The organism is Lysobacter sp. GQ73, from assembly GCF_059758755.1.
Map to the genome: position 1 here is coordinate 164,946 of NZ_JCAXEE010000004.1, position 15,179 is coordinate 180,124.

General features: G+C 60.8%; 13 protein-coding genes. 7 read left to right on the top strand and 6 right to left on the bottom strand.

The genetic code is table 11. The annotated features are described in order from the left end of the window. Positions 1–4: 4 nt before the first annotated feature. Both AC6CH2_RS13335 and AC6CH2_RS13340 read right to left on the bottom strand, forming a co-directional pair. Positions 5–844, bottom strand: coding sequence for a peptidoglycan-binding domain-containing protein (locus tag AC6CH2_RS13335; protein ID WP_498269651.1), 840 nt, complete (start codon positions 842–844; stop codon positions 5–7). A gap of 52 nt (positions 845–896) precedes the next feature. Further along, positions 897–1,538, bottom strand: coding sequence for a DUF1629 domain-containing protein (locus tag AC6CH2_RS13340; RefSeq protein ID WP_498269652.1), 642 nt, complete (start codon positions 1,536–1,538; stop codon positions 897–899). Positions 1,539–2,825: 1,287 nt separating this feature from the next. On the opposite strand from AC6CH2_RS13340, the gene AC6CH2_RS13345 reads away from it, so the two are divergent. Further along, positions 2,826–5,216 (top strand): AAA family ATPase, encoded by a 2,391-nt coding sequence (locus tag AC6CH2_RS13345; protein ID WP_498269653.1) that lies wholly within the window; start codon positions 2,826–2,828, stop codon positions 5,214–5,216. A 238-nt stretch (positions 5,217–5,454) separates the two neighbouring features. Here AC6CH2_RS13345 and AC6CH2_RS13350 read toward each other — a convergent pair whose 3' ends face one another. Next, positions 5,455–5,763 (bottom strand): hypothetical protein, encoded by a 309-nt coding sequence (locus AC6CH2_RS13350; RefSeq protein WP_498269654.1) that lies wholly within the window; start codon positions 5,761–5,763, stop codon positions 5,455–5,457. Between AC6CH2_RS13350 and AC6CH2_RS13355 the strand changes: the two genes are divergently transcribed. Together AC6CH2_RS13355 and AC6CH2_RS13360 are read left to right on the top strand one after the other, a co-directional pair. Then, on the top strand, positions 5,764–6,495 hold the full coding sequence (locus AC6CH2_RS13355; protein WP_498269655.1) for a hypothetical protein: 732 nt from the start codon (positions 5,764–5,766) through the stop codon (positions 6,493–6,495). It abuts the gene before it with no gap. 154 nt (positions 6,496–6,649) lie between these two features. Beyond that, the gene (locus AC6CH2_RS13360) at positions 6,650–7,381 is read left to right on the top strand and encodes a hypothetical protein (protein WP_498269656.1); all 732 of its coding nucleotides are present in this window, start codon (positions 6,650–6,652) and stop codon (positions 7,379–7,381) included. A 570-nt stretch (positions 7,382–7,951) separates the two neighbouring features. Here the strand turns inward: AC6CH2_RS13360 and AC6CH2_RS13365 are convergent. Both AC6CH2_RS13365 and AC6CH2_RS13370 read right to left on the bottom strand, forming a co-directional pair. Further along, positions 7,952–8,302 (bottom strand): hypothetical protein, encoded by a 351-nt coding sequence (locus tag AC6CH2_RS13365; RefSeq protein WP_435393979.1) that lies wholly within the window; start codon positions 8,300–8,302, stop codon positions 7,952–7,954. A gap of 290 nt (positions 8,303–8,592) precedes the next feature. Then, positions 8,593–9,012, bottom strand: a complete 420-nt coding sequence (locus AC6CH2_RS13370) for a DUF4288 domain-containing protein (protein ID WP_498269657.1) — start codon at positions 9,010–9,012, stop codon at positions 8,593–8,595. A gap of 8 nt (positions 9,013–9,020) precedes the next feature. On the opposite strand from AC6CH2_RS13370, the gene AC6CH2_RS13375 reads away from it, so the two are divergent. Then, positions 9,021–9,719, top strand: a complete 699-nt coding sequence (locus AC6CH2_RS13375) for a hypothetical protein (RefSeq protein ID WP_498269658.1) — start codon at positions 9,021–9,023, stop codon at positions 9,717–9,719. Between the two features lie 315 nt (positions 9,720–10,034). Continuing rightward, a complete protein-coding gene (gene pyk, locus AC6CH2_RS13380; protein ID WP_435393984.1) occupies positions 10,035–11,501 on the top strand; it encodes a pyruvate kinase in 1,467 nt (488 codons plus the stop codon). 164 nt (positions 11,502–11,665) lie between these two features. On the opposite strand, the gene AC6CH2_RS13385 is transcribed toward pyk, so the two are convergent. Then, entirely contained in the window at positions 11,666–13,012 is a 1,347-nt protein-coding gene (locus AC6CH2_RS13385) for an SH3 domain-containing protein (protein ID WP_498269659.1), read from the bottom strand. A 415-nt stretch (positions 13,013–13,427) separates the two neighbouring features. Here AC6CH2_RS13385 and AC6CH2_RS13390 point away from each other — a divergent pair, with 415 nt between their 5' ends. Together AC6CH2_RS13390 and AC6CH2_RS13395 are read left to right on the top strand one after the other, a co-directional pair. Continuing rightward, the gene (locus AC6CH2_RS13390; protein WP_435393986.1) at positions 13,428–14,438 is read left to right on the top strand and encodes a class I fructose-bisphosphate aldolase; all 1,011 of its coding nucleotides are present in this window, start codon (positions 13,428–13,430) and stop codon (positions 14,436–14,438) included. A 94-nt stretch (positions 14,439–14,532) separates the two neighbouring features. Next, complete coding sequence (locus AC6CH2_RS13395) at positions 14,533–15,159, top strand: LysE family translocator (protein ID WP_498269660.1); 627 nt, start codon at positions 14,533–14,535, stop codon at positions 15,157–15,159. Positions 15,160–15,179: the final 20 nt, after the last annotated feature.

Consider the following 15,179-nt stretch of genomic DNA (forward strand, 5'->3'; position numbering starts at 1 on the left):
GTGCTTAGCTGCGACAGATTGAACGATGGCTCGGGGGCACGATCCGGCGCCGACCGCGCAGGCGCGCGCGCCCGATCCTCATCCTCGTTAGCGGTTGCGCGGGTGAATGCTGCGCGTACCGGTGCGTTGGCGAGTGGCTCGGCGAGCGGTGCGGGCTCGCGAGTTTGCGCTGCGATGGTCGATTCGTCGTGTTGTGCCGCCTCGGCGGTCGAGGCCGCTTCCCATGACGGCGTGTGGGAATGCGCTTCGGGTGGCGAGAGGGCGGGGGGCGCTTCATCTGCGGCGTGTCGTCACTGGCCGCTGTAGGGGCGCGATGTTCGTAAGGGAGCAGCGTAGGCGCTTCATAGGGCGGGGGAGCGGGGACGGCGGTGGGTTCCGCGGTTGCCAGGGGCTCGGGCCGAGGCGCGGTGCGGGGAGGCTCCTCTAAGGGCGCGGGCGCGGCCGCGCTGCCGACCTTTGATGACTCGATACGCGCATGTTGTGCCGTCGACAGCGCTTGTTGCGTCGCTGGGTCGGTCATGCCGGTATCGGCTATGCCTTGATCGCGCTGGAACTGGCGCACGGCCTGCTCGGTCTTGGCGTCGTACTGTCCTGTTTGCGGCAAGGGCTCACCCTCGGGGCCGCGATAGCCAACCCGATCTAGACGGTACTGCAAAAATTTAACTTCCTGACCGTCGCTGCCCGGACGCAATACGTCGTCCGGGGCCGGCGTGGCGGCGTTGGGCGGATCCGGCGCGGGGGCAGCCGGTTCCGACCGTGTGACCGGCGAAGCCTCGTTACCGGGTGTCGCTTGATGTTGTGCTGGCGCAGGCGTTTCCGCTTGTCGGGTCGGTTCGTCATTCATCTTGGCAAATCCTTTGCCCCACGGCGGGCGCTAATCCGGTCATGGATTCGATTTAGTAATCGCTCGCGTCCTCTAGGCTGATACCTGTGAACCCATCGCGAGTTAGCGCGTCCTGCAGTGTCCTGTCACAGAAGACAAATCCAGAATATGGCGTCCGGAATGCGTGAGCAGACCCGAGCACGTCATTCCGAAATGCAAGGCGTGCTCCATTTCCGATGTAATAGAATTTTCCCTTAACGTACTCGTCGCTGATTTCTATTTTTAACTTGGATCGGTCTTCATCTAGTGCGTCAATTACGCGCAGAACATCACAGAGGTAGTGCGGCGATGCTGAAGACCCATCAGACAGTTCCACATCACACGCGGCAAACGCGAAGCCCTCAGGATCGATTCGTTCAAAAGTATCTTTGAGACGTTGTGAGACTAGCCAGTAGCCGCTGAATGTTGCTTCTAGATCACTCAAGGCCCGTCCGTTCGCGCGATCATGTACAAGGCGCGGCTTCTCTCGAAGTACCGGAAAGCCGCCCGCCGAAGGGCGAAGAATTTTCCGAGGTGGTGTTAGTAGGCGGTCAAGGTTGTCAAAGACCAACCCGTGTCCCGGGCCGCCGCGATAAATATCTGGACCGACAACGTAGAAGTCGCCTGCTGAGGCGCTGCCTTCAAACGCCGTTTCGATTTCGGGCTCGCTGGTCATAGTGGTTCCTTCCGCCAGGGGGAGCGTGGCCGTCTACGGTGGCGTCAGAGAATGGCTTGATCCCCTGCGTATCGCCTAGACCGACGCGTGGGAACGTCAGACTTTTCCTACGCTGAGTGTCGGGCTAACCCTCGGCCTTCCTCGCAGGTGACGCCGCGCACGTCCGCAGGCCCTGGGCGGGCGAGTTAGGGCGCCAGCGATGGCGAGTGAAGACCGGGCTGCGGCATAGGCGCCCGGGAGGCGGTTGGCCGCGTTGGCGCGCGGTCGAGACCCCGCCACGCCTTCCCGCTACTTGTGCCCCTTTCGACTCAAATCGTGGAGTCGGCCGAGAGCCCCGCTCGCAATGGCGATACCTGCGCTCGGCGCGAGCACTTTTTTGACGCGAATAGACGCACGCAAGGCGGTTTCTCGGGGCTGCGGAGCTGCTGATTTCGCACGCTCGATTGGTCGATGACATCAGCGGAAATCGCGGCGCTTCCCCAGGCAAGGGGAGGGGCATCGGAAAACGGTAACTCCATTGGAAAGGGGCATTTTTCGCTCCTAAGCATCTGATATGAAACGGATTTTAAGGTTACCGCAGAGCGGTAATTTTCGGTAACCCGGTCGGTAATCAGCGCGTAAGCAATTGATTTTTATAGGGGAGCTAGGGTCAAGACATTACCTATACATAGAAGTAATTAATTACCTTCTAGCTACCCTAATGGTTACCGCCGCCCATTGCTCTAAGTCATTGTAAATATGATGGAAAGTGGCCCCTTTGAGTCCACGTTACCGATGTTACCGATTTCCGATGACCCCCCAAATGTTCTGGACCCGATAGCTCCGGCCAAAGTCTGCATAGTCTCAGGCTGTAAGACGCTGGCCGCTACGATGGCGCCATGCCTTCCTGTCTTGTTCGATACCGGGTCGTGATCGCGTCGCGCGGCCCTCTTGGCGCCGATCCTGCGCATGGCGTCGCCGGCACCGCCGTGGTCGATGAGGAATGGGAGTCCGACGAATGGGGCGACCCTGGCCGCTGCCTGCGGCGTCGCGCTCTGTTGGAGCTGCGCGGAGACGATGGCGGGTGCTACCTCGACCGCGTGCGGGGCCGCTCGGGCTTCTGGCGCATCGCGGGGGCGAAGATCGCCGGCCCGATCCGGTGGGCCGGGGCAGCAGAGCTGGAGTCTTACCCGGCATATTCCAGCCTAGGCAATTCCTCGTAGCTGCCTCTGCTCGCGGACTCGCAACTGTCCGCTATGAACGTCGTTATGCGTCTGCATCTATAGATGAGGCGCAAGGGGGGCTCGCGTGTTCAAACGAATAAACATAGCCAGTTTTGGAAGTTTTCATGACTACACCTGGCGCGACGTGAATGCCGTGGGGCCAACTGAGACTTTCCAGCAAGTTAACATCATCTACGGACGCAACTATTCTGGAAAAACCACGCTATCTAGAATATTTCGAAGCTTCGAGCAGAAGACGCTGCCACCGCGCTTCGAACACTCGTCGTTTATAGCTGAAACAGACGCGGGCCCGCTAAGTCAGTCGAATCTGGCCCTGCCTAACTGCGAAGTGCGAGTTTATAACCGCGATTTCGCAGTTGAGAATCTGATTTTTTTGACAGATGAAAACTCTGGTGAAATAAAGCCTTTTGCCATTGTTGGGTCGAAGAATAAGGATATCGAAATAAAAATCGATGAACTAGAAAAACAGTTGGGTGATGTCGCAACAGGTCAGGGGACTAGGGCTAGTGGTGAGGCAGCCAAGTCTGCGGCGAGAGTCGCGCTTAAAGCGGTGACTGATGCGAAGGCAGAGATAGAGAGTAAGCTGCGAAAACATGCTAATGAGGTCATAAAACCGGACCGCGATATCGGAAGTCCGAACTATATTATTGACTCAATAAAGAAAGACATTCTTCGAATTGCTTCAGATGGTATTGTGAAGATGCCGTATGAGCAAGAGTCGCAGTTTCGCGAGCTTCTGAAGGAAAGCGTGGTTCCGCCCATTCAAGAAGTGGTGAGCTTCGGCCCTAAGCTCGTTGAACTCCGTGATCAGGTTGCCGCCCTGGTCACCCGTGAAATAAAGCCAAGCCTTGCAATTCAAGATTTGTTGAACGAAGACTTGCTTCAAGAATGGGTCAAAAGAGGCATCTCATTACATCGAAATAAGCGAACCACTTGTGGATTCTGTCGGCAACCGTTGCCAGAAAACATTTGGGTCGAGCTAGATGCTCATTTCGACAAGGAGTCGATGTCGCTTGAATCACGGCTCAATGACCTGATAGCTGATGTTAAAAGAGCCTTAGACGTGACGGCGATTCCGGAGTCGTTGAAAGCAAGTCTTTTTTATAGCGCTCAAGCCGCCAAGTTCGAATCAATCTCGACGCGACTCGACGAAGAACTAAAAACCTACCGTCGGCAACTGGGACTCTTGTTAGAGGCCCTCGAAGTTCGAAAGAGAAATCTATTTTCAGCGGTACCAGTGCCTGTAGTAGTCGACAATGCTGCTGCTCTTTCGGATCTGGTTGGGAAAATTAAGCTACTAATTGCAGAGAACAATGCTCGATCACAGTCGCTCGAAGCAGAAAAGCATAACGCTAGAGAGTCGTTGCGCTTAGATAGCGTGGTCGAATTTCTTGCGGCGATTGACTACCCGTCGCTGCTGGAAAGGGTGGGTAGTCTTGAGGTCGAGGCTCAGGCGGCGCAGAAAGCCATTCTTCCATTCTTGGAAGAAGAAAAACAAACAATAAAGGCCATTAGAGAACTTCAGTCTCAACTCAACGATGAGCGTGCTGCGGCTGAATTGGTCAACGGGTACTTGAACTCGCACTTTGGTCATCAAGGATTGCGTCTGGAGGCGAACACGACAGAAGGTGTCGCCGGGGTTAAATTTGCAGTCAGGCGAGGGGCAGACCTCGCTTACAATCTTAGTGAAGGTGAGTGTAGCTTAATTGCGTTTTGTTACTTCATCGCGAAGTTGCAGGACGTTGATACCGCGGGAAAAGATATGATTATTTATATCGATGACCCCATATCTAGTTTAGATAGCAACCACGTTTTTTTCATCTTTAGCCTCATTGAGAGCGTTATAACGGCGCCAATTGTCGTCGCCAATCAACCTGCCAATCAACCGCATACATATAAGTACAGGCAGTTTTTCGTTTCTACTCACAGCTTAGACTTCTTCAAATATATGAAGAGACTTAGCGCCCCGAACAACAAGACTGCCAAGAGTGCATATTTCCTCATTGAACGCGGTGGGTCCGCTAGTAATATTCGATCTATGCCGCCGTATCTACAGAAGTATCAGACCGAATTCATATATCTGTTTCATCAGATATATAAGTGCAGGGTGGAGCCTACGAATGCACAAGAGCATGAAACTTTTTATTCCTTTGGGAACAACCTGCGAAAGTTCCTTGAGGCGTTTCTTTTTTATAAATATCCATATGACGGCGACACTCAAGCGACCCGTTTGAGGCGTTTTTTCGGAGAGGATAGCGGCGCTGTGGCGGTTGCGACGCGTATCAGCAACGAACTATCTCACCTAGAGGAAATTTTTGATCGGAGCATGCGGCCGATTGAGATACCCGAGATTCCGAGTTTGGCGACATATGTCTTGGACGCCATCTGGAACAAAGATCGTGATCAATATAATTCTCTTCTGCGAAGCATTGGAGAACCTGAGCGGGTAGCCTAGCTGGGTATTCCAGCATGCAGCGATGTGAGCCGCGTCGGCTTAGGTGGGGCGACTGCCGGTCGGGTCTAAGAGAATTCAACCGCCATTGAGAGGGCTCAGAATGATCGACGGGCAAGAAGCAGGAAGGCGGGCGAGAATATTTGCAGAGCTGATCGCAAAGTTCGGCGAGCCAGCTACGGAACAGGCTGCAAGCATTGCACGAACAGCTGTCGAGGAGAGGGCGCCACGCGGTATTCATTCAATGACAGTCATTGTCGCCCGAGGAGTGGAAGCAGGCGACCTGATTGAGTGCCTGAGTGTGATGCAGTTCCGAGTGGAACTTGCCCCGCCCGACCCCTCGGAAATCCCCGGTCAACTCGGCTTTACGCCGACGAAGCGGCTGCTCGTGAGATGGTAAACAAAATACCTCGATGGCGTCGTGGATGACACGCTGTCTGTGTTTCCGCTCCAGGAACCAATCATCGTTCGACAGGGTGTCGCGTTCGGGCGATGTGGTGTCCACCGTGTGACAATTCAGGTCTGCCAAGGAAGGGTTGAGGATCACCAAATGAGCCAGATCATCGTCAAGGCGGCCGAGGAAGCGAGCGCGTGGGCGCTGAACTGGGATGCGGTCGCGGCCCTAGCTACGGCAATTGCCACAGCCGTAGCGCTATTGCTCCCGTACTTTGATCGACGCCGGGCACGCAATCTCGCTGGGCAGATCGCCGGCAACGTAGTTGCTGAGGAGTTCAGGCACGTAGCGAACACGGCTGAAAAGGCGCTGCAGGCGGTGCGTAGGCGGCGTTATGACCGATCTAAGCAAGATGGTTCATTGGTCACCCTGCCCAACGAGCTGGATGTGGACCCTGTAGCTGATCTGGCGGGAATTAGTTTTCCAGTGTTTCAGGCCAATCAAGCATTGCTGCTTTCTAGTGATCCAAGCACCGTGGCCAGCGTGTTTGACGCGCACGGAGAGATGGAACGCCAGCTTCGAAAATTTCGCGATGCGTACGACAATTATCGAGCCGTTGGCGAGCCGGACCGAAGTAGATTGGCGCACATCATCCACGACCCGGCCTTGTTCAGAGTCGCCATGCAGGACATGGACGAGGCGTCGAGCATGACAATGACTATGGCACGCAAGGCTTGTGCCTTGGCTCGGGGTCTTGCGAAGCTCGACTATCCGGAGGAGTGGGAGCCGAACGTGCCCGTAAAAGACGATGACGCTAGCCAGTACAGCGGCTTGCGCTTGTTGATCAAACGGATCGCTTTTTGGCGCCCGGGAGGGCGTGCGTCTTAAGTTGCTTGCCAGTTATAGCGAACAACTGGATTGACAAAACGGGGAAACAGCTTGTTGCGGCGTATTGCTGGTGCAGCGGTGATTCAGAGTAGCCTCCGGGGACACGCGGAGTTCGCTAAGATCACTCAAATCACTGCTGACAAGGACTTCTCAGATGCCGCCGGATTACGTAGCCCTCTATAGCCAGCTCGGCCGCTTGCTGGAAAACGCCCCTGATCTCGCAGACGATGATGTGCGCACAAGCCATGAGGCGGCCAGATGGCTCGGCAGGGCATACGCGCTTGTTAGTGCCGTCAATGCATCAGTTTTAGACGCGCCAGCGTTCCAGCACAAGACTCAGGCTTTGGGAACCATGGGCTGGCAAAGCGCCTCTAGAGAGATCTTCGCGATTTGCTATCGGGCGCTGGCCGTCTGTGAGTTGGCGGTGCCAGCGGCGGCTCAGGACGCTTTCATCCCAGTGGGATCGTCATTCGACGCGTTAAGAGCGATTTCCAAGATTTTCGGCTCTGCTACCGAGGACGTTCTCGTCGTCGATCCGTATCTGGATGAAGTGGTTTTAAACGAGTTCGGACACACCGTCCCGGATGGCATCTCATTCCGCCTTTTGGCGGATCAGCGTTCCGTGAAACCATCCTTAGCCCCGGCCGTACGTGCATGGGTCGCTCAGTTCGGAGCAACCCGTCCGTTGGAGGTGAGGCTGGCCGCTCAGGGAACGTTGCACGATCGCGCAATATTTGTAGACAGCAAGACAGCCTGGACTATTACGCAGTCATTTAACGCTTTTGCGAAACGCGCGCCTGCGGAAATCATCCGAGCTGACGACACGGCGAACCTGAAAATTGACGCCTATAGCCGCATCTGGGCCGCTGCCGGCCTTCTGCCGTGAGACTTGTTGAACAAACGGGCTTCTGAAGCGGCAACTTTGGTGGAAAAATGGTGGCGAGGAAGCTTTGCGCTCAGCGGTTCCAAGACTGTAAAGTGGAAAAATGAGAATTTTAAGTGTTTGAGTTTTATCACTTTATGTGCTTTTGGCGATCTAACTCTTAATCAATTGCTCCAAGGGTCGAGGCTGGAACCCGATAGCCGGCGCGCGCGGGGCCGTCAGGGCCTGCGTGGGGCCGGGAAAATTAGGGGGTCTGATCTAGTGCAATCAACGCCCTATCTGCGGGTCTTCGGTAAAAATGAAAGCTCTAAGCTATTGATTCAAAAGCTAAGTCAATCAGACTTTTAATCTTTTGGTCGAAGGTTCGAATCCTTCACGGCCCACCAAACAAGACAAGCACCTGGACTCGCGTCCAGGTGCTTTTTTCTTTAGCGGGTGCCGTCGGTGCCGATCAGTGTCCAGCTCGTCGCTTGAGTTGGATGGTCGATGCAGCGAACGAGATAACCGTTCTTCTACATTCGGCCAAGAGTCGTACAGACCAGTTTCCCGATGCCGTGTTTCGAATGCAGTGCGTTACGCGTGAGCGCAAAGACGCAGCGATTCGATCGGTCCGGTCTGGCAGGCCAGGGCCTGCGCATGCGCGCGTTCCCATGCGGCCCATGCCACCTTGCGGGCTTCGGGCCAGGCGAGCGGCGAGTCTCCCTTCAGCGCCTCGTAGCGACCACGCAGATCCGAGCGCGGATCGTCGAAGAAGCGCTCGGGGTGCTCTTCGAAGGTCATCATGCCCAGGTACAGCGCAGGGCCGTAATCGCGGAAGGTGAGGCCGGGCCGGTGGAACGGCGCCGACGGATAATTCAGGACCCAATAGCTCAGGTTCGCGTCCGCCACGCGGCGGACGTACTTCGGAATCGGCTTCATGACCATGACGACGCACTCGGCTAGATCGCCCCCGGATGCCTAAGATGGCGCAGCCCGTGCAGCGATGCGTAAAGGGCATGTGAGGGGAATGCTAATTCGGGCAGTCTGTCGCGTATTTTTCCTCTCTATCTGCCCTTGGCGTCTTCCTTTTTCCGAGACATCTTGCTGATTTCGCTTGGGCGTCAGGACGGCTGAATACGCGATCGCGGCCAATGGCGGCCTGCGCTAGTACCGGCCCAGCAGGGGACTACAGCAGGACCGCGTTGTCGCCGAGGACCCAATGCGTGGCTGACGGATCAGTCGAAAGGTGTATTCAGGCTTTCGACTTCAGAAGCCCCCAGGAATCTTGAGAAAACTTCCGAACCCGATGCAATCGTCTCGAAGCCAAGTTCGTTGACGCGTTCGATCTTTGGGAACTTCCAATTAACGACCGCTCCGTCCGCCACCTGATAAGACGCTTCGTTCCTCATCGGTAGCTCGCGCGCGAGTTCGACTGCTTCATCGCTCGAACAAGCCTGCACCAGGAAGATCTTCTCCTCCCAAAGCGTCGGAACGGAAGAGGGCGGGCGTGTTGAGCCTCGAAGAACACGCTTGCCGCATACCATTTCATTCTTTTGCCCCCTGTTTTTCGGATTTAGGCTCCTACGAAGCTGGCCCGATGCGCCTCGGTACGCGCCGATCGCTGTGGGCATACTGTGGCGGGACGAATCAATCAAGTAGATCGGTGCGCAGCTACGACAGTATTTCTGTCGCTGAGACAGGAAGGCTGGTTCCGCCGATTCGGGCCAACAAGAGATTCACCATCTGCCTCAGCGGCGTGCTGGATTCTCACCCGTGCTTCGTCATGTTTAGTGATGCACGATCCGTCACCGAAACCCAGGGAATTATGACCAAGTACCGCAACACGATTTTGTCGTTCGCCATGGTGTCGGCTGCGCTGGCGCCCGCATCGGCTTCGGCGCAGGACGCCACCGCGAAGCGGGTGGCGGATTTCGTCCAGTGCAAGCTCAGCCTGGAGCAGGTCGAGGCGTTCGGCGACGAGGTCAATACCGGGCAGGTCGAGGGCCTGGCGCAGAGCGACGATGGCGGCGACGCCGCCTTGATGCTGTGGAAGAGTGCGCAGCCGTTGTCGGCCTGGGACGAGAAATCCACCTACGTCAATTATCCGAGCCGGCAGGAAATGCACTTGGCCTATAAGGTACCGGCGGGGGAGGAGTTGAAGATCGGCGAGGCCTTGGCCAAGCGGATCGGCGGCATGCGCCCGCGTCCCGACCTGGCGGCGATGGTCGAGACTTACGGCTGGAAGGGCTTGGACTACCGGAAGGTGCTGCCTGGCGAGAAGACCGTGCGGGTGTTGGTCGATGTGTCGTATGCACCAAGATGGGTGACGGTCGGCTGCGGTTACGGCGATGCGATCCAGTAAGCCGCGTTTCGGCCGATCGCATTCGCTGCCCGGGCACCGCCGGCTGGGCTTGACCAACCGGTTGCGTAAGCTGATCTACGGCCGCATCGTCCCGCGGGCACGAGCTGAGTCGGTCGAACGCCGGGGCCGTGACGCCGCCGCGGCATGCGGTCGCCGGGCCGCTCGGCATACGGCAGCGCACAGCGCCGGCGCTTCGCACGCGCAAATCCGGGCGATTTTTTCCAATCGCGGGTACGCGACGAATGTCCCTGCTCGCAGTGGGTTCGACCGTCGCCGAAGCTGTGCTAGTTTGGCCGACAGCCAAGAGAGCCTGCCATGTCCTCAAGCCCGCGACGCACCAAGATTCTCGCCACCCTCGGCCCGGCCACCGATCCGCCGGGCGTGCTCGACGCCTTGCTCAATGCCGGCGTCGACGTCGTCCGCCTGAATTTCTCGCACGGCGATCCGTCCTCGCAGGTCGCGCGCGCCCAGGCCGTGCGCGAAGCCGCGCTGCGGGTCGGCGTGGAGGTCGGCATTCTCGCCGACTTGCCCGGGCCGAAGATCCGAATCGAGCGTTTCGCCGAAGGCCGGGTCCTGCTCAAGGCCGGTGACCGCTTCGACCTGCTGGCCAGCGCGAGCGCCCCTCCGGGCAATCTGCGCGAGGTCGGTGTGAGCTACCTCGGCCTGCCCAACGACGTCGCCCCCGGCGACGTGCTGCTGCTCGACGACGGCCTGCTGCAACTGCGCGTCGGCGCGGTCGACGGCGAACGCATCATCACCACCGTGCTCAACGACGGCGCGCTGTCGGACCGCAAGGGCCTGAACAAGCTCGGCGGCGGTCTGTCGCTGGGCGCGCTGACCGAGCGCGACAAGGAGCTGATCCTGGTCGCCGCCGAGCTCGGCGCCGATTTCATCGCCGTGTCGTTCTGCCGCAACGCCGAGGACATGCACGAGGCCCGCCGCATCGCCCGCGCCGCCGGCAGCGACGCCGCGCTGGTGTCGAAGATCGAGCGCGCCGAAGCGATCGAAAACCTGACCGAAATCGTCGACGCCAGCGACGTGGTCATGGTCGCGCGCGGCGATCTCGGTGTGGAGATCGGCGACGCCGAACTGCCCGGCCTGCAGAAGAAGATCATCCGCGAGTCGTTGGCGCGCAACCGCGTGGTCATCACCGCCACCCAGATGATGCAGTCGATGGTCGACAACCCGATCCCGACCCGCGCCGAGGTGCTCGACGTCGCCAACGCGGTGATCGACGGCACCGATGCGGTGATGCTGTCGCAGGAATCCGCGGCCGGCCGCTATCCGGTCAAGGCGGTGGAGGCGATGTCGCGCATCTGCCTCGGCGCCGAGCGCCAGTTCGACCACGACACCGATTTCGAGGCTGCGCCGCGCAACCTCGAACGCGCCGACCAGGCCATCGCGATGGCGGCGATGTTCCTGTCCGAGCACATCGGCGTGCGCGCCATCGTCGCCATGACCGAGTCCGGCGGCACCGTGCGTTTCCTGTCGCGTTTCCGCTCGAATGCGCCGATTTACGCGTTCTCACGCCACGGCGGCGCGCGCCGGCGCATGTCGATGATGCGCGACGTCTACCCGATCGACTTCGATAGCCGAGGCCTGGCTTCGCGCGACGCCGCGCGCAACGTCGTCAAGCAATTGTTCGATGCCGGCAAGCTGGGCCAGGGCGAGCGGGTGATCTTCACCAGCGGCGACACCATGGAACAGCACGGCGCGACCAACACTCTGCGCCTGTTGCAGGTGGGCGAGGGCGGTTGCGCCGAGGGGCTCGGCGAGCTCTAAGGCAGAGCGGCGGCTCGGATCATCGAGTCGCCGATGCCAGCGGTGTAGGAGCGGCGTAAGCCGCGACCGAGACACCGCGCTTGCGTCGCCGTTGTGAGGTCCGCGGTCGCGGCTCGCGCCGCTCCTACCCTGGAGCGCGGCGTCCGGACCGGCGCCGGTAGTCCTCAAGCGCCGGTATAGCCGCCCGCGTAGATCGGTTTCCACTGCCCGGACGGGCCCGGTTCCGAGCGGCGTGTCCAGATCTGGTACTCGTTGCCTTCGTACTGGTGCAGACGGAAGATCAGCTCGGCCTGGCCGTCGCCGTCCAGGTCGAGGGCGTCGTGGAAGGAATGGGTTTCGACCATGTCGCCCGCGGTTTCGCGCGCGATCTCACCGACATTGCGGTATTGCCTGCCCGAGACTTCCAGCAGCAGCACCGCATCGAGGCTGGTGTCGGCCTGTTCGGCGCGCTCCGGCCGTACCGCGGCGTCGGCGGTGGCGACCAGCAACCGTTGGCCGCCGGCCAATGCGACCGCGTGGACGCGCAGGCCAAAGCGCTGCTTTTCGTCGTAAGGGCGCAGCGCCTTGTCGATGGCGGCGCGGTCCATGCGCTGACGGGTCAGGACGCTGCGCAGCTCGCGCTCGACCGCGCGGCGCTCGTCGGCCGACACGTTCGGTTCGACCCGCGCCGCGCCGGCGCCGAGGCTTTCGTTGCTGGCCAGGCCGCTCAGGCCATCGGCGCGCTCGGTCGCCGGCGGGCGGCGCACCTGCGCTTCCATTCCGAGGCCGACGGCATCGCCGCGGTCGATGATCTGTACCAGTCCGTCGGCCGCGCCGTTGCGGTACAGATGAAAGCCGCGCCAGATCGCGTAGGTACTGTCCGGCATCGCGGCCTCGGCGTAGCGGCCGGTGCCGTCGATTCGCGCAATCGCGATTAAATAACCGCCATCGACGCCGAACAACAGGCGCGGTTCGCCGGCCAGGCGTTCGACCTTGGGCGCGGTCATGCGTTCGCGGCGCAGGATCGCGGCTTGTGCCGCAGCGCTGTCGCCATCGGCCTGCAGCGCATCGATCAAAAGTTGATGGCTGTCGCGCGCGAACGGACGCAGCGCGATCGCGCGTTCGGCGATGGTGCGCCGTTCGGCGCCAGCGGCGCGGCGGTAGTCCTGTTCCAGCGAGGCTGCGGTCGGCGCGCGCGGGCCGAGCAGGTCGGCGCGGATCCACCCGACCGACGGGTTCGGCCGTTCCGAGGTCGCCCGCACCCACTCGCCGTACGCGCATTGCACCTCGACCTCGGCGCCGATCGGCACCGAGGTTACCGCGCCGCCCTCGGCGCGCGGCAGCGAACGCATCCGTGCCGCATCGGCCACGACGTAGCGCACCGACGGCGCCGGATGCGATTCGCAATGGGCGAGCGCCTCGCGGTACTCGCGGTCGGCGTCGCTGGATTGGGCGAGGGCCGTTGCAGGCAGCAGGCTGATCGCACAGGCGAGAGCTGCGGCTAGGATGCGGCGGGAATGGAGATAGGACATGCGAGGGCTTCCTTGCTGAGCGATGAGGGCGGCGTCCATGGCGCGCCGATTGCCAGTGGAATGCTCGACGGTGCCGGTATGAGTGTCAACGACGTGGTGCGTCCGGTGCCTTCGCGTCGAAGCGATGGGGCAATGGATCGGTCCTGCCATGTGGTCGGCAGAACCACCGTGATACCTCATTCCATGCCACTCCGATCAGCCCCATGCGGTCCCCAGCCAAGGCGCTCGCAGCGGCGCCGGAGCCGGCAAAGCGGCCGGGTCCGCGCTTCGCAGTGACATCGATGACTGCGCCGCACTGAAAACGGTTTCGGTCGAAACTGGGCGCAAGTGCCTGATTCGACAGGCCCCGGGAGGGGGCAAGGTTCACCGTCAGCGGCTATAATCGCGGGCTTCCCACCGCTGCCGCAGGATCTCCATGAGCATCGAACAGCTTGCCGAAACCGCCCAGGCCATGGTCGCCGCGGGCAAGGGCATCATCGCGATCGACGAGTCGAACGCCACCATCGCCAAGCGTTTCGCCGGCGTCGGCATCGACAACACCGAAGAGAATCGCCGCGCCTACCGCGAGCTGCTGCTCACCACGCCGAAGATCGGCGACTACATCTCCGGCGCGATCCTGTACGACGAAACCATCCGTCAGTCGACCAAGGCCGGCGTGCCGTTCACCAAGATCATGATGGACAACGGCGTGATCCCGGGCATCAAGGTCGACAAGGGCCCGCAGCCGCTGGCCGGCTTCCCCGGCGAAGTCGTGACCGAAGGCCTCGACGGCCTGCGCGCGCGCCTGGAGGAGTACTACAAGCTCGGCGCCCGTTTCGCCAAGTGGCGCGCGGTCATCAACATCGGCGACGACATCCCGTCGGGCACCTGCATCGAGGCCAACAGCCACGCGCTGGCGCGCTACGCCGCGCTGTGCCAGGAGCAGGGCCTGGTGCCGATGGTCGAGCCGGAAGTGATCATGGACGGCAGCCACGACATCGACACCTGCTTCGAGGTCACCGAAGTGACCCTGCGTTCGCTGTTCGGCGCGCTGTACGAGCAGAGCGTCGTGCTCGAAGGCACCATCCTGAAGGCCTCGATGGTCCTGCCGGGCACCTTGTCGAACGACCGCGCCAGCGTCGACGACGTCGCCGCGGCCACCCTGCAGTGCCTGAAGTCGACCGTGCCGGCGACCCTGCCGGGCATCGTGTTCCTGTCGGGCGGCCAGTCGGACGAGGACGCCACCGCGCATCTCAACGCGATGAACCAGATGGGCCCGAACCCGTGGCCACTGTCGTTCTCCTACGGCCGCGCCATGCAGTCGGCGGCGCTGAAGCTGTGGTCGCAGGACCTGGTCGGCAACATCGCCAAGGCCCAGCAGACCGTGTACGAGCGCGCCAAGGCCAACGGCCTGGCGGCGCTGGGCCAGTGGAAGTCGGCGGCGTAAGCTTCGGCTACGACGCATCGGAAAAACGCCGGCTTCGCGCCGGCGTTTTTCGTTGGCGCCCACCGTTCCTTTCAACCTGCCAGGATCCGGACGCATGGAAACCCAGTGGCTCGCTTTCTCCGTCGCCGCGCTGATGCTCACGCTGATGCCCGGCCCCGACACGTTCCTGGTGATCGGCAACGCGCTCGGCGGCGTGCGCCGCGGGCTCGCTGCGGTCGCCGGCATCACCTTCGGCGGCTTGTTCCATGTCGCGCTGTTCGCGTTGGGCGTGACCCGGTTGTTGATGTATTCCGAGCGCGCGTTCTGGACGGTGAAAATGCTCGGCGCCGGGTATCTGGCGTATCTGGGCGTGAAGGCGCTGCGCGCGGCGCTGCGGCCGCGCGCCGACGCGCCGCTGCCGGAACCGGCGACGCCCGCGACCGGGTTGTGGCGCGCGTTCGCGCAGGGCGCGCTGACCAATGCGCTCAATCCGAAGATCGCCATGTTCTATCTCGCGTTCCTGCCGCAATTCCTCGCCCCGGGCGCGCACATGGCGCGCGACTCGATGCTGATGATCGGGCTGCACTACAGCATCGGCGCGGTGTGGCTGTGCGTGGTCGCGATGGCCGCCTCGTGCATGGCCGGGACCTTGCGCAGCGCACGGGTCGCGCGCGCGCTCGACGGACTGATCGGCACGATGATGCTGGGCTTCGGCGCCAGGCTGGCGTGGTCGTCGCGCTGAGGCGCGGCCTGCGAGCGTGA

What these genes read in the sequence shown, in the direction of transcription:
- AC6CH2_RS13335 (WP_498269651.1), bottom strand. Translation starts at nt 844, where the DNA reads ATGAATGACGAACCGACCCGACAAGCGGAAACGCCTGCGCCAGCACAA.
- AC6CH2_RS13340 (WP_498269652.1), bottom strand. Translation starts at nt 1,538, where the DNA reads ATGACCAGCGAGCCCGAAATCGAAACGGCGTTTGAAGGCAGCGCCTCA.
- AC6CH2_RS13355 (WP_498269655.1), top strand. Translation starts at nt 5,764, where the DNA reads ATGAGCCAGATCATCGTCAAGGCGGCCGAGGAAGCGAGCGCGTGGGCG.
- AC6CH2_RS13360 (WP_498269656.1), top strand. Translation starts at nt 6,650, where the DNA reads ATGCCGCCGGATTACGTAGCCCTCTATAGCCAGCTCGGCCGCTTGCTG.
- AC6CH2_RS13365 (WP_435393979.1), bottom strand. Translation starts at nt 8,302, where the DNA reads ATGGTCATGAAGCCGATTCCGAAGTACGTCCGCCGCGTGGCGGACGCG.
- pyk (WP_435393984.1), top strand. Translation starts at nt 10,035, where the DNA reads ATGTCCTCAAGCCCGCGACGCACCAAGATTCTCGCCACCCTCGGCCCG.
- AC6CH2_RS13385 (WP_498269659.1), bottom strand. Translation starts at nt 13,012, where the DNA reads ATGTCCTATCTCCATTCCCGCCGCATCCTAGCCGCAGCTCTCGCCTGT.
- AC6CH2_RS13390 (WP_435393986.1), top strand. Translation starts at nt 13,428, where the DNA reads ATGAGCATCGAACAGCTTGCCGAAACCGCCCAGGCCATGGTCGCCGCG.
- AC6CH2_RS13395 (WP_498269660.1), top strand. Translation starts at nt 14,533, where the DNA reads ATGGAAACCCAGTGGCTCGCTTTCTCCGTCGCCGCGCTGATGCTCACG.